Genomic DNA, 13,367 nt, shown 5'->3' with positions numbered 1-13,367 from the left:
CTATTAGACCTATTCTTATTTCATGACGATTTTATCATTTTCATATATATGGAAATCGAATGACATAAAACGACAATATCTGTAATACAGATTGTCTACAGTTAACGTACAGCGATGTTCTGACAAACCATTCACTTTTTAAAAGGAGGGACGACATTTTTTTACAAAGCATTTTGAAAAAAGGGGGATAAAAATGAGGAAAAAAACGAAAAACAGACTCGTTAGCTCTGTTTTAAGTACGGTTGTTATCGGTTCACTGCTGTTTCCTGGTGCAGCCGGGGCAAGCAGCAAAGGCGCCTCAACTTCTGTTAAACAGGAGCTTCAATCTGCTGAATCCATTCAGAACAAGATCTCGAGTTCATTAAAGAAAAGCTTTAAAAAGAAAGAAAAAACGACCTTTCTGATTAAATTTAAGGATCAAGCTGACACAGAAAAAGCGGCAAAAGCAGCTGTCAAAAAAGCAAAATCGAAGAAGCTGACTGCCGCTAAGACGGAATATCAAAAGCGTTCTGCCGTTGTGTCATCCTTAAAAGTCACAGCCAATGAATCACAGCAAGACGTCTTAACATACTTGAACAGCCAAAAAAATAAAGGAAATGCAGACCAGATCCACTCTTATTATGTGGTGAATGGGATCGCTGTTCATGCCTCAAAAGAGGTTATGGAAAAAGTAGCGCAGTTCCCCGAAGTGGAAAAGGTGCTTCCAAATGAGAAACGGCAGCTTTTTAAGTCATCCTCCCCATTTAATATGAAAAAAGCGCAAAAAGCTGTCAAAGCAACCGACGGTGTGGAATGGAATATAGACCAAATCGACGCCCCGAAAGCTTGGGAACTTGGATACGATGGAACTGGCACAGTTGTCGCGTCTATTGATACTGGTGTGGAATGGAACCATCCGGCATTAAAAGAGAAATATCGCGGATATAATCCGGAAAATCCTGATGAGCCTAATAATGAAATGAACTGGTATGATGCCGTAGCAGGCGAAGCAAGCCCTTATGATGATCTGGCTCATGGGACCCACGTGACAGGTACGATGGTGGGATCTGAACCCGATGGAACAAATCAAATCGGTGTAGCGCCTGGCGCAAAATGGATTGCTGTAAAAGCGTTCTCCGAAGAGGGCGGCACTGATGCTGACATTTTGGAGGCGGGTGAATGGGTTTTAGCTCCAAAGGATGCAGAGGGCAATCCTCACCCGGAAATGGCTCCTGATGTTGTCAATAACTCATGGGGCGGGGGCTCAGGACTTGATGAATGGTACAGAGATATGGTCAATGCCTGGCGTGCGGCCGATATTTTCCCTGAGTTTTCAGCGGGGAATACGGATCTCTTTATTCCGGGCGGACCTGGTTCTATCGCAAACCCGGCAAACTATCCGGAATCGTTTGCAACTGGCGCGACTGATATTAACAAAAAGCTCGCTGACTTTTCTCTTCAAGGGCCATCTCCATATGATGAAATAAAGCCGGAAATTTCTGCACCGGGCGTAAATATCCGGTCTTCCGTTCCCGGCCAGACATATGAGGACGGATGGAACGGCACATCAATGGCAGGACCGCATGTGTCTGCTGTTGCCGCACTGCTGAAACAGGCCGATGCCTCACTTTCTGTCGATGAGATGGAGGATATATTAACGAGTACGGCTGAACCACTGACGGATTCAACATTTCCTGATTCTCCGAATAACGGATACGGTCATGGTTTGGTGAACGCTTTTGATGCTGTATCAGCTGTTACAGATGGTTTAGGAAAAGCAGAAGGACAAGTTTCTGTAGAGGGAGATGATCATGAGCCTCCTGTCTATCAGCATGAGAAAGTAACAGAAGCCTATGAAGGCGCCAGCCTGCCGCTGACTTTGACAGCTGAAGACAATGTGAGTGTGACGTCTGTAAAACTGTCCTATAAGCTGGATAAAGGTGAATGGACAGAAGTAACGGCTAAACGAATCAGCGGTGATCACCTGAAAGGAACGTATCAGGCAGAGATTCCAAACATTAAAGGAGCTGCACTAAGCTATAAGTGGATGATTCAGGATTTTGGCGGCCATGTCGTTGAGTCTGACACATACGATGTAACTGTGAAGCCAAGCATCACGGTGGGATACAAGCAGGACTTTGAGGCTGTACCCGGCGGCTGGAATGCAAGCGGAACAAATAATAACTGGGAATGGGGAGTTCCGTCTTCAGGTCCAACTACAGCAGCATCGGGAGAAAAAGTATACGGAACAAACCTGGCAGGAAACTATGATAATTCAGCAAACATGAATCTCGTGATGCCTCCCGTTGAAGTGCCGGATTCAGGAAACCTGTTTCTTCAATTTAAAAGCTGGCACCATTTAGAGGATGATTTTGATTACGGCTACGTTTTTGTTCTTCCGGAAGGCGAAAAGAATTGGGAGCAGGCTGGTGTCTATAATGGAAAGACATCAAGCTGGACGGATGAAGAAATTGATTTATCCGCTTATAAAGGTCAAAACATTCAAGTGATGTTTAACCTTCAATCAGATGAAAGCATAGCAAAAGAGGGCTGGTACATTGATGATGTAGTGCTTTCTGACAAATCGGCCGGAAAAACAGCCAAGAAGAATAAGCTGGGCGTCGAAAAGCCTTCAGGAAAGCAAAAGAAAAAGCCAGTCAATCCGAAAAAGGCTAAGCCATCTGCAAACACAGCGGTAAAAAATCAGAGTAAAGATATACAGCCTCAGGTTTTGCCGATCAGGGCACAAGTCAGTGTCGTGGAAACAGGAAAATCAACATATTCAGATCAATCCACAGGGCAGTACACGCTGACACACAAAGCGGGAGATTATACGCTTAAGGCAGAAGCGTACGGTTATCAATCGAAAACCCAAAAAGTTTCTCTGCAGGCAGATCAGACGACACAAGCTAATTTTACGTTAGAGGAAATGAAGAAGGGGACATTAAAAGGCACAGTCATTAATAAAACGACAGGAGAGCCGGTAAAAGGCGCCACCGTCTATGTTATAGAGGATGCTGCGGTTGAACCTGCTACAACAAACGACAAAGGTGAATATACGCTTGAGGCCTATGAAGGCGCCTATACGATTAAAGTCGCTGCACCGGGTTATTACAGCGATGAATTTACCGTTGATTTAAAAGGTGATGTTACGAAGGAAACTGTACTGAAGCCTTTCGTCGGTTATCCGGGTGAGATTGCATATGATGACGGAACGGCGGAAAATGCCAATTCCTATTTTGCGGCAGGTAACGGATGGGCGGTAAAAATGACGTTGGCTGACGGCAAGGACAAAGGCATGCTTACAGGAGGACTGTTCAGATTCTGGGATACAGAGTTCCCTGATCCTGGCGGCACCGAGTTTAAGGTTGAGGTATACGATGCTACAGGAGAAGAAGGAGCACCAGGCAAGAAAATTGCCGGGCCATTTAACGCCGAAGCCCTTCGCAATGGCGAATGGACCAAGGTAGATCTCAGTTCAAAAGGGATTATGGTTGATAAAGACTTTTATCTCGTGTATATCCAGTCAAAACCTGATCCGTATTCACCTGGACTGGCAATGGATGAAACCGGTCAGAATTCTGGCCGCAACTGGCAGTATATAGATGGACAATGGCAGCCAGGTGACGAAGCGGACGGCAACTATATGATTCGCGCATTAGTTGATTATGAAGCTGCTGTACCTGAAATGACTTCACCGGCAGACAAATCGTACACAAACAAGGAGAACGTTACTGTAAAAGGAAAAGCCTCTCCTGGTACAACAGTACACATTTATAATGGAGAGAAAGAAGCAGGAGAAACGAAAGCTGCTGCGGATGGCACCTTCCAGGCAGGCATCTCACTCAGCAAGGGTGAAAATAAGCTGACGGCCACTGCATCAACAGACAACGGAACTACGGATGCCTCCACCCCTGTTACAGTCACGCTTGATCAAGTCAAGCCTGAATTGACGCTGGACAATCCAAAGGATGGCGAGAAAACAAATAAAGAAGCACTGACTGTCAAAGGGGCTGTATCCGATGACAATCTGAAAGAAGTCAAGGTGAATGGCAAAAAAGCAACGGTTACAGATGGTTCATACTCAGCCCGTGTTCTCTTGGAGAACGGAAGCAATGAAGTCAAGGTGACTGCCTCTGACTTAGCGGGCAACAAAACGACGAAAAAGGCAGTCATTGACGTTAACTTTGACAAGCCTGTCATTTCCGGATTGATCCCTGGAGAGGACAAAACCTTAAAAGCCGGTGAATCTGTGAAAATCGCTTTCTCAAGCGCTGAAGATTTGGATGCAACGTTTGTCATTCGCCTGCCGCTGACAAATGCAAGGGCGAATGTGCAAAACGCCACCGAGCTCCCGCTAAGAGAAATTTCTCCGGGGAGATATGAAGGCTATTGGACAGCCACTTCTTCTATTAAAGCAAACGGAGCAAAAGTAGAAGTGATTGTACGAGATGAGTATGGAAATGAAACTAGAAAAACAGCGAATGGAAAACTTTATATCAATACTGAAAATTAAGTGTAAAAAAGCTGCCGTCACAGGCAGCTTTTTTATATACTCTCATTTATTTCCTCGACAAATTAAGCAGATATCCCTGAAAAATTGTATTTTCCTCTCAACATTAATTGACAGACTTTCCCACAGAGCTTGCTTTATACTTATGAAACAAGAAGGGGAACAGCGTGATGCAAGAAAGAAAGGAGTCAGATGTGAAAATCTATTTAGATGTCATTTGGCTGTTAAACTTTTGTTTTGATGCACTTTTGCTTTTGCTCACGGCATTTATTTTAAAACGTCATGTGAAAAAAAGAAGACTGATAGGCGGAGCGTTCATCGGTTCAAGTATTGTCCTTTTGATGTTTACTCCTTTTTCGCCGATCGTTGAACATCCGGCCGGGAAGCTGGCTTTTTCAGTTGTGATTGTGATGGTGACATTTGGATTTAAAAGATTTCGTTATTTCTTTCAAAATTTGTTTTCCTTTTATTTTGCCACTTTTTTAATGGGGGGAGGAATTATCGGAGCTCATTCTTTGCTGCAGTCACATTCTGTTGTTCGAAACGGTGTCATGATCACCAATCAAACCGGGTTTGGAGACCCAATCAGCTGGTTGTTTATTGTTGCTGGCTTTCCAGCGTTATGGTTTTTTTCTAAGAGAAGAATTGACGACATTGAAACAAAAAACATTCAATATGAGGAACGAGTCAGCGTACAGGCGGATTTGGGCGGTCAAACGCTTCATGTCAGAGGGTTGATTGATTCCGGTAATCAGCTGTACGATCCTCTTACAAAAACGCCGGTTATGATTATTTACATTGATAAACTGGAGCCGATTTTCGGAGCGGCTGAAACGATGATCATTCGAAACACAGACCCATTGGAAGCGATTGAACAGCTCGATGATTCATTTCGTTTTTTAGATAAAATGAGGCTGATTCCATATAGGGGGGTAGGTCAGCAAAATCAATTTTTATTATGCATTAAACCGGATCACGTAACGATAATGACAAAAGAAGAAATGGTTTCTGCGGATAAATGCTTAATCGGCATCAGCACAACAAAGCTATCGGCAGATGGAGAGTTTGACGCGATTATTCATCCGAAAATGCTTTCGGGCAAGGCCATCAAACACGTTTCATAATGTTCGCAAATGTCCGTTACTTATCATACTCAAACGACGTGACATTTAGAAGGGAGAGGAAGATGAAAAAACTGAAATTGCGACTGACGCACCTCTGGTATAAGCTGCTGATGAAACTTGGATTGAAAAGTGATGAAGTCTATTACATAGGCGGGAGTGAAGCCCTGCCGCCGCCATTATCTAAAGATGAGGAGCAGGTTCTGTTAATGAAGCTCCCAAACGGTGATCAGGCGGCTCGCGCCATTTTGATTGAACGCAATCTACGTCTGGTCGTCTATATCGCACGGAAATTTGAAAATACAGGAATTAATATAGAGGATTTAATCAGCATCGGCACCATCGGATTAATTAAAGCTGTGAATACGTTCAATCCAGAAAAGAAAATCAAGCTGGCGACCTATGCCTCGCGGTGTATAGAAAATGAAATCCTGATGTATTTAAGAAGAAACAATAAAATTCGTTCAGAGGTTTCCTTTGATGAGCCGCTTAATATTGATTGGGACGGCAATGAGCTTTTGCTTTCTGATGTACTCGGCACTGACGATGACATCATCACAAAAGATATAGAAGCCAACGTAGATAAAAAACTCTTAAAAAAAGCGCTTGAACAGCTCAATGAGAGAGAAAAGCAAATCATGGAGCTGCGGTTTGGGCTTGTCGGCGAAGAAGAAAAGACCCAAAAGGATGTAGCGGATATGATGGGGATTTCTCAGTCCTATATTTCGCGTCTTGAGAAAAGAATTATAAAAAGATTGAGAAAAGAGTTCAACAAAATGGTGTAAATTTTTTTATGGTTATAACCCCTTGATTTTACAGGGATTTCCTGATTTCGACTGTTTTTCGGTCTGAGTGCAGTGCATATTTTTCCCACCCAAGGAGATACTTAACGTTGTACAGCAGCTCCTGTAGGGAGGGAAAAAAGTGTCTAGGAATAAAGTCGAAATCTGCGGGGTGGATACCTCCAAATTACCAGTACTCAAGAATGAAGAGATGAGAAAGCTGTTTAGGCAGCTGCAGGATGAAGGCGATGATTCAGCCAGAGAAAAGCTTGTAAACGGGAACTTGCGTCTTGTCTTAAGTGTCATTCAAAGATTTAATAACAGAGGGGAGTATGTTGATGACTTATTTCAGGTCGGCTGCATCGGACTAATGAAATCCATTGATAATTTTGACCTAAGCCACAATGTTAAGTTTTCAACATACGCTGTACCTATGATTATCGGAGAGATCCGCAGGTATTTACGCGATAATAACCCGATCCGTGTTTCAAGATCGCTTCGGGACATCGCTTACAAGGCGCTTCAGGTAAGAGAGCGGTTAATCAGTGAGACAAGCAAGGAGCCGACTGCAGAAGACATCGCAAAAGTTCTTGAAGTACCGCATGAAGAAATTGTATTTGCGCTTGATGCCATCCAGGATCCGGTTTCTCTATTTGAACCGATCTATAACGACGGCGGAGACCCGATCTATGTGATGGACCAAATCAGTGATGAGCGCAATACAGATTCACAATGGATTGAAGAGCTGGCTTTAAAAGAGGGCATGAGAAGGCTGAATGATAGGGAAAAAATGATTTTGAGAAAGCGCTTCTTCCAAGGGAAAACACAAATGGAAGTAGCCGAGGAAATCGGGATTTCCCAAGCGCAGGTGTCCAGGCTTGAAAAAGCAGCTATCAAACAAATGAATAAGAATATTCATCAATAATGACATGAAAAGCCTTTAAAACAATTTTTGTTTTAAAGGCTTTTCTATTAATTGCGGGTTGTTTACGTTTTGGAAAAAATAAGGTATCCTAGTCCGTGCAAAGTTTTATGAAAATTAAAACAATTATAACGGAAGTTTAGAGGAGGACCACGATGATTTTGCAGCTTGACAATGTCTCACTAAAACGAAATGGAAAATGGATACTGAGGGATATCCATTGGAAGGTGGAGGAAAAGGAAAATTGGGTCCTTTACGGATTAAATGGTGCCGGAAAGACAGCGCTGTTAAATATGCTTTGCTCATATTACTTTCCAACATCAGGCGAGATGCAGGTGCTTGGCCATGAATTTGGTAAAAACGAGCTTGGGGAGAAGCTCAGACGGAAAATTGGCCTCGTCTCAGCGGGTCTTCAGCAAAAATTGTATCCGGCAGATTCAGCCTTTGAGATTGCGTTGAGCGGAGCTTACGCTTCGATAGGATTATATGAAACGCCAAGTGCGGAAATCAGGGAAAAAGCGATTGGTTTGTTAGAGGATTTGGGTGCAATAGAATATGCCGACCGACGCTATGAAACCCTTTCTCAAGGAGAAAAACAAAGAGCCTTGATTGCAAGAGCGCTAATGGCCGATCCGGAGCTGCTGATATTGGACGAACCGGTCACAGGGCTGGATTTTATTGCCCGGGAAAAGCTGTTAGACACGATTACATATATTGCAAACAAAGAAAAAGCGCCATCGATCCTTTATGTGACACATCATGCGGAAGAAATTTTACCGGTCTTTGACAAAGCCCTTTTGTTAAAACAGGGAGAGGTCTTTAGATCAGGAGAAATAAAGGAAATGCTCACTGATCACATACTTTCCGCTTTTTTTGATACGCCAATCCATGTATTATGGAATCAGGATCGGCCGTTTTTAACAAGAGCCGAGCCGATAACGAATGCCTGACAAACACATATAGATTCATCCTAGGGGTGCTTTGCGAAGCTGAGAGAGACATTGTCTCAACCCTTTTGACCTGATCTGGATCATGCCAGCGGAGGGAAGCGGTGAAATAGCGGAGTACATAGGACTCTGTTTGTTTTTACTAAGCCGTTTCATAACATTTGAAACGGCTTTTTGATTTTTAAGAATAGGAGCGGATCACATTGAATCAACAAATAGACTCACTGTTAAAAAAGGTGGAGGATCAAAAGGAGGAGCTTATTCAGCTGGCAAAAACGCTGATTTCTTATCAAACACCTGCTCCGCCTGCAAGAAATACAGACGGCATTCAGTCATGGATTGCTCGGTTTTTAAATGAAATGGGATTCTCGATCGACAAATGGGACGTGTACCCGGGAGATCCCAATGTTGTAGGCCTGCTAAAGGGAACAGATGCAGCAGACTATCATAGCTTGATCATCAATGGTCATGTAGATGTGGCAGAGGTAAAAGAGGATGAGGATTGGGAGCATGCTCCGTTTCATCCAATTGCAAAAAACGGTTTCTTAATCGGACGGGGTGCTTCTGATATGAAAGGCGGAATGGCGTGTATGCTGTTTGCGGTCAAATTGATTCGTGAAGCCGGCATTGAACTTCCCGGTGATTTGATTCTGCAATCGGTTATCGGGGAGGAAGTTGGAGAAGCCGGTACGCTTGAGTGCTGTAAGAGGGGCTATCGCGCTGATTTTGCAGTTGTCGCAGATACGAGCGATATGCATATTCAAGGCCAAGGCGGTGTCATTACAGGCTGGATCGAAATCAAAAGCAGTCAAACGTTTCATGATGGGACGAGGCGGAATATGATTCATGCAGGCGGAGGAACATTCGGGGCAAGCGCAATTGAAAAAATGGCAAAAATCATTGCGGGGCTCGGTGAACTTGAGCGCCACTGGTCCATTATGAAAAGTTATCCCGGCTTTAAACCAGGCACAAATACGATTAACCCGGCTGTCATTGAAGGCGGCAGACATGCGGCTTTTATAGCGGACGAGTGCCGGCTGTGGATCACAGTCCATTTTTACCCGAATGAAACCCATGACCAAGTGGCAGCGGAAATAGAAGATTACATCAATCGGCTGAGTGACAGTGATGTTTGGCTTAGGGAAAACCGCCCTGTTTTTAAGTGGGGAGGCTCATCTATGATTGAAGACAGAGGAGAAATTTTTCCGGCACTGGAAGTTGATCCTGGCCACCCAGGCGTCTCAGCGCTTACTGTGTCTCATGAGAAAGTGAAACGGGAGCGCCCTGTTATGGACGTTTCTCAATCCGTTACAGACGGGGGATGGCTGTATAATGCCGGCATTCCATGCGTGATATACGGTCCTGGCGATCTGCATAATGCACACTCCGTAAACGAGGAGGTATCGATTGAGCAGCTGGTAGATTATACAAAAATCATGCTCGATTTTATCATCAGCTGGTGCAGCCGTAAAAAAGAACAGTGATCATGAAAATTTCTTCTTGCTGACAAGGTTCAGCCCGCCCGTTCATATACTGGAAAAAAGGACGGGAAAAGGACGTGATGGGATGATCAGCATTTCTGAATTTCAGGTGAAGGATGTCGTCAATGTCTCAAACGGAAAAAAGCTGGGGAGCATTGGTGATATAGATATCAATGTGACCACTGGAAAAATTCAAGCGATCATACTGGGAGGAAATGGGAAGGTTCTCGGTTTTTTTGGAAAAGAAGAGGAATTGGTCATTCCATGGCGAAATATAGTAAAAATCGGGGAAGACGTGATCTTGGTCCGATTAAGTGAACCGCATGCATAACCTGCTTTGTCTGCCGCGGATTGGAAAATGCCGGAAGTCTCGATTCTTCCGGCACATTTCATTTAGAAATATGCAAATCGGCGCTCAACGAATGCAGAAAGATGTGGTAAAATAAGTGGGAAATTCCGCTTTTTTAAATGTTTGTCGAAAGGTTGGATCATCATGAATACATATCACCCATTCAGTCTTACCACACCCTCGACACTCATGATACAAGACTGGGCACAAACGAATCAAAACAACAGAGAAGTCATTGCCGGATTTACTACGAAAAACGGCGGTGTCAGCCAAAAGCCTTTTGAATCGTTAAATACAGGATTGCACGTTCATGACAAAGATGCAGATGTAGTTAAAAATCGTGAATATATTGCCGATATGTTTAATATTGATTTGCAGTCTTGGGTATTTGCTGATCAGACACATGATAATCGCGTTCAGAAAGTGACGCAGAGGGATAGGGGAAAAGGCGCCCGTGAGTATCACACGGCTTTAAAAGCAACGGACGGGCTCTACACAAATGAAAAGAATGTGGTTTTGGCATTATGCTTTGCTGATTGTGTGCCTCTTTTCTTTTATGATCCGGTTAAATCGCTTGTCGGGGTCGCCCATGCCGGGTGGAAAGGCACTGTCAAACAGATTGGCAGAGAAATGGTGAAGCAATGGACCGAGCAGGAAGGTTCAAAGCTCTCAGATATTTATGCTGTTATCGGACCGTCTATCAGCGGAGCATGCTATACGGTAGACGATCGTGTCATGGATGCTGTCCGCGCATTGCCGGTTTCAGCAGAACGTGCCGTAAATCAGACGGGAAAGGGACAATATCAGCTTGATCTGAAAGAGCTGAACCGCCTCATACTGATCGACAGCGGTTTGGCAAATGAACAGATTTCTGTCAGCGGTTTATGCACGGAAAGTGAGCAGTCGCTTTTCTATTCTCACCGCCGCGATCAGGGGAAAACTGGACGGATGATGTCCTTTATCGGAATGAAGGAGGCATAAAAGATCTTGCGTGTTGTTGATAATTTACGACATATAAACGAACGAATAAACGAAGCATGTAACAGATCGGGCCGCAGCTCCGATGAAGTTACGGTTATTGCTGTCACAAAATATGTATCGCCTGAAAGAGCACAGGAGGCAGTGGATGCGGGCATCACCTGCCTCGGAGAGAATCGGGACGCGGAACTGCTCCGCAAACAGGAAATGATGAAAGGGAATCCTGAATGGCATTTTATCGGCAGTCTTCAATCAAGAAAAGCAAAAGCTGTCGTCAATGCGGTTTCCTATATCCATTCCTTAGACCGGCTCTCATTAGCGAAAGAAATTGAAAAACGGGCTGAAGGTACTGTCCAATGCTTTGTGCAGGTCAATACCTCTCTTGAGCCTTCTAAACACGGCATGAAAAAAGAAGAAGTCATTCCCTTCATACAGGAGCTTTCCGGTTTCGAACACATCGTTGTGGCCGGACTGATGACAATGGCTCCGCTGACTGATGATCAAGATCAGATCAGAAGCTGTTTCCGGGCGCTAAGAGAACTCCGTGACCAGGTTCAGGAGCTGAAACAGCCAAACGCTCCGTGTACTGAACTGTCGATGGGCATGTCAAATGATTTTGAAATTGCAATTGAAGAAGGGGCTACTTATATTAGAATCGGCTCATCGTTAGTCGGAAATGAAACAGGGGGTGTACAGCAATGAGTATGAAAAATAAACTGAAAAACTTTTTCTCGATGGATGAGGAAGAATACGAATATGAATATATTGAGACAGAGCGGGAGTCTCAAGAAGAGGATGAGCAAAAAGAAAAGCCGGCTTATGCCGCAAACAAACCTGCGGGCAAACAGAATGTAGTAAGCTTGCAAAGTGTTCAGAAATCCTCTAAAGTGGTGTTGAGTGAGCCGCGCGTTTATGCGGAGGCCCAGGAAATAGCCGACCATTTGAAAAACCGGCGGGCAGTCGTCGTCAATCTTCAGCGGATACAGCATGACCAGGCTAAGCGGATTGTTGACTTTTTAAGCGGAACCGTTTATGCCATCGGCGGCGATATTCAAAGAATCGGCTCGGATATTTTCCTCTGCACGCCTGACAACGTAGATGTATCAGGCACAATTTCTGAGCTCATATCTGAAGACGAACATCAGAGGTGGTAAAGCGAGATGATCCTTTATCAAGTTTTTTCGGTTTTAAGCTTATTAATTACAATATACTCATTTGCCCTGATCATATATATTTTTATGTCATGGGTGCCGAGTACGAGGGAAACGGCAGTCGGGCGTTTTTTAGCTTCGATTTGTGAACCATATCTCGAACCATTCAGAAAAATCATCCCTCCGATCGCAATGCTGGATATTTCACCGATCGTAGCTATACTTGTGCTTCGGTTTGCGACAACCGGCTTGTGGGGGCTTTATCGCATGATTGCGTTTTAAAGTGACAGTTTGATAGGGGCTTGGCAGCAGCCAAGCCTCTTTACATAGAAGGGAAAGACGATGAGCGATATCTATCAGCACTTCAGAAAAGACGAGCGGGCCTTTATTGATCAGGCGCTTGAATGGAAAAGTATTGTCCAGGAGCAGTACCGGATGAAGCTGACTGACTTTTTAGACCCCCGAGAGCAGGTCATCCTCTCTGCTGTTACCGGACAGGCAGATGTTGGGCTTGCTTTTTCCGGCGGCTATGGCAGAGCGGAGCGAAAACGGGCGATCCTCTATCCAGAGTACATCATTCCGGAAGAATCGGATTTTGAACTGCAGGCGTTTAACGTCCGTTATGCTGAAAAGTTTGTCACAGTAGACCACCGTTCTCTCCTAGGTGCATTAATGGGTATAGGCTTAAGGCGGCAAAAGTTTGGTGACATCGTGTTTTCTGAGACATCAGTGCAATTGATTGTCTCAGCCGATACCGCTGATTTTGTGGCTGCACAGCTGACCCAAGCAGGCAAAGCTGCGGTCAGCCTAGAGAAAATTGACTTGTCAGACCTTAACATTCCGGCAATAGATGTCGAAATAAGAGATGACACGGTTTCTTCTTTAAGGCTTGACGCCGTCTGCGCCTCTATGAGCAGGCAATCCCGCCAGAAATCACAGACGCTCGTGAAAAACGGACTCGTGAAAGTGAACTGGAAGGTAGTTGAAGATCCTTCATATATGGTAGCAGAAGGGGACATGCTCTCTATCAGAGGTTTTGGACGATGCAGCTTAACAAAAATCGAAGGAAAAACCAAAAAAGACAAATGGAGAGTTACGTTTGAACGACAAAAATAGTCGGTTTTTCAGTTTTTTTCTCCATCTG

General features: G+C 44.3%; 12 protein-coding genes and 1 riboswitch. All 12 genes read left to right on the top strand.

Annotated elements, in window-relative coordinates; genetic code table 11:
• The first annotated feature begins 193 nt into the window (after positions 1-193).
• Positions 194-4,495, top strand: a complete 4,302-nt coding sequence (locus BSI_RS11140) for a S8 family peptidase (RefSeq protein ID WP_003238679.1) — start codon at positions 194-196, stop codon at positions 4,493-4,495.
• 191 nt (positions 4,496-4,686) lie between these two features.
• On the top strand, positions 4,687-5,616 hold the full coding sequence (gene spoIIGA / locus BSI_RS11145) for a sigma-E processing peptidase SpoIIGA (RefSeq protein ID WP_032732082.1): 930 nt from the start codon (positions 4,687-4,689) through the stop codon (positions 5,614-5,616).
• A 62-nt stretch (positions 5,617-5,678) separates the two neighbouring features.
• Positions 5,679-6,398, top strand: coding sequence for an RNA polymerase sporulation sigma factor SigE (gene sigE / locus BSI_RS11150; RefSeq protein ID WP_003221446.1), 720 nt, complete (start codon positions 5,679-5,681; stop codon positions 6,396-6,398).
• A gap of 139 nt (positions 6,399-6,537) precedes the next feature.
• The gene (gene sigG, locus BSI_RS11155) at positions 6,538-7,320 is read left to right on the top strand and encodes an RNA polymerase sporulation sigma factor SigG (RefSeq protein ID WP_009967190.1); all 783 of its coding nucleotides are present in this window, start codon (positions 6,538-6,540) and stop codon (positions 7,318-7,320) included.
• 152 nt (positions 7,321-7,472) lie between these two features.
• Positions 7,473-8,267, top strand: a complete 795-nt coding sequence (locus tag BSI_RS11160; protein WP_003238677.1) for an ABC transporter ATP-binding protein — start codon at positions 7,473-7,475, stop codon at positions 8,265-8,267.
• 12 nt (positions 8,268-8,279) lie between these two features.
• Positions 8,280-8,381: riboswitch (TPP riboswitch) on the top strand.
• Between the two features lie 86 nt (positions 8,382-8,467).
• Complete coding sequence (locus BSI_RS11165; RefSeq protein WP_003238675.1) at positions 8,468-9,748, top strand: acetylornithine deacetylase; 1,281 nt, start codon at positions 8,468-8,470, stop codon at positions 9,746-9,748.
• Positions 9,749-9,830: 82 nt separating this feature from the next.
• On the top strand, positions 9,831-10,076 hold the full coding sequence (locus tag BSI_RS11170; RefSeq protein WP_003232153.1) for a YlmC/YmxH family sporulation protein: 246 nt from the start codon (positions 9,831-9,833) through the stop codon (positions 10,074-10,076).
• Positions 10,077-10,238: 162 nt separating this feature from the next.
• A complete protein-coding gene (gene pgeF / locus BSI_RS11175) occupies positions 10,239-11,075 on the top strand; it encodes a peptidoglycan editing factor PgeF (RefSeq protein ID WP_032732058.1) in 837 nt (278 codons plus the stop codon).
• Positions 11,076-11,081: 6 nt separating this feature from the next.
• Positions 11,082-11,774 (top strand): YggS family pyridoxal phosphate-dependent enzyme, encoded by a 693-nt coding sequence (locus BSI_RS11180; RefSeq protein ID WP_003238669.1) that lies wholly within the window; start codon positions 11,082-11,084, stop codon positions 11,772-11,774.
• Positions 11,771-12,226 carry a cell division protein SepF gene (gene sepF, locus BSI_RS11185; RefSeq protein ID WP_003238667.1) on the top strand — a complete coding sequence of 152 codons (456 nt, stop codon included), beginning with the start codon at positions 11,771-11,773 and terminating at the stop codon, positions 12,224-12,226. The genes BSI_RS11180 and sepF overlap by 4 nt, the downstream gene beginning before the upstream one ends.
• A gap of 6 nt (positions 12,227-12,232) precedes the next feature.
• A complete protein-coding gene (locus tag BSI_RS11190; RefSeq protein WP_003221463.1) occupies positions 12,233-12,505 on the top strand; it encodes a YggT family protein in 273 nt (90 codons plus the stop codon).
• A 60-nt stretch (positions 12,506-12,565) separates the two neighbouring features.
• On the top strand, positions 12,566-13,339 hold the full coding sequence (locus tag BSI_RS11195) for a YlmH family RNA-binding protein (protein WP_003238665.1): 774 nt from the start codon (positions 12,566-12,568) through the stop codon (positions 13,337-13,339).
• Positions 13,340-13,367: the final 28 nt, after the last annotated feature.

The organism is Bacillus inaquosorum KCTC 13429 (assembly GCF_000332645.1).
GTDB classification, from domain to species: domain Bacteria; phylum Bacillota; class Bacilli; order Bacillales; family Bacillaceae; genus Bacillus; species Bacillus inaquosorum.
Note: the sequence above shows the minus strand (reverse complement) of the source record. Positions and strands in the feature narration are given on the sequence as shown.

Excerpts from the sequence above, each read along its gene's own strand:
- BSI_RS11170 (WP_003232153.1), top strand. The coding sequence starts at position 9,831 with ATGATCAGCATTTCTGAATTTCAGGTGAAGGATGTCGTCAATGTCTCA.
- BSI_RS11190 (WP_003221463.1), top strand. The coding sequence starts at position 12,233 with ATGATCCTTTATCAAGTTTTTTCGGTTTTAAGCTTATTAATTACAATA.
- pgeF (WP_032732058.1), top strand. The coding sequence starts at position 10,239 with ATGAATACATATCACCCATTCAGTCTTACCACACCCTCGACACTCATG.
- sigE (WP_003221446.1), top strand. The coding sequence starts at position 5,679 with ATGAAAAAACTGAAATTGCGACTGACGCACCTCTGGTATAAGCTGCTG.
- BSI_RS11140 (WP_003238679.1), top strand. The coding sequence starts at position 194 with ATGAGGAAAAAAACGAAAAACAGACTCGTTAGCTCTGTTTTAAGTACG.
- BSI_RS11195 (WP_003238665.1), top strand. The coding sequence starts at position 12,566 with ATGAGCGATATCTATCAGCACTTCAGAAAAGACGAGCGGGCCTTTATT.
- sepF (WP_003238667.1), top strand. The coding sequence starts at position 11,771 with ATGAGTATGAAAAATAAACTGAAAAACTTTTTCTCGATGGATGAGGAA.
- BSI_RS11160 (WP_003238677.1), top strand. The coding sequence starts at position 7,473 with ATGATTTTGCAGCTTGACAATGTCTCACTAAAACGAAATGGAAAATGG.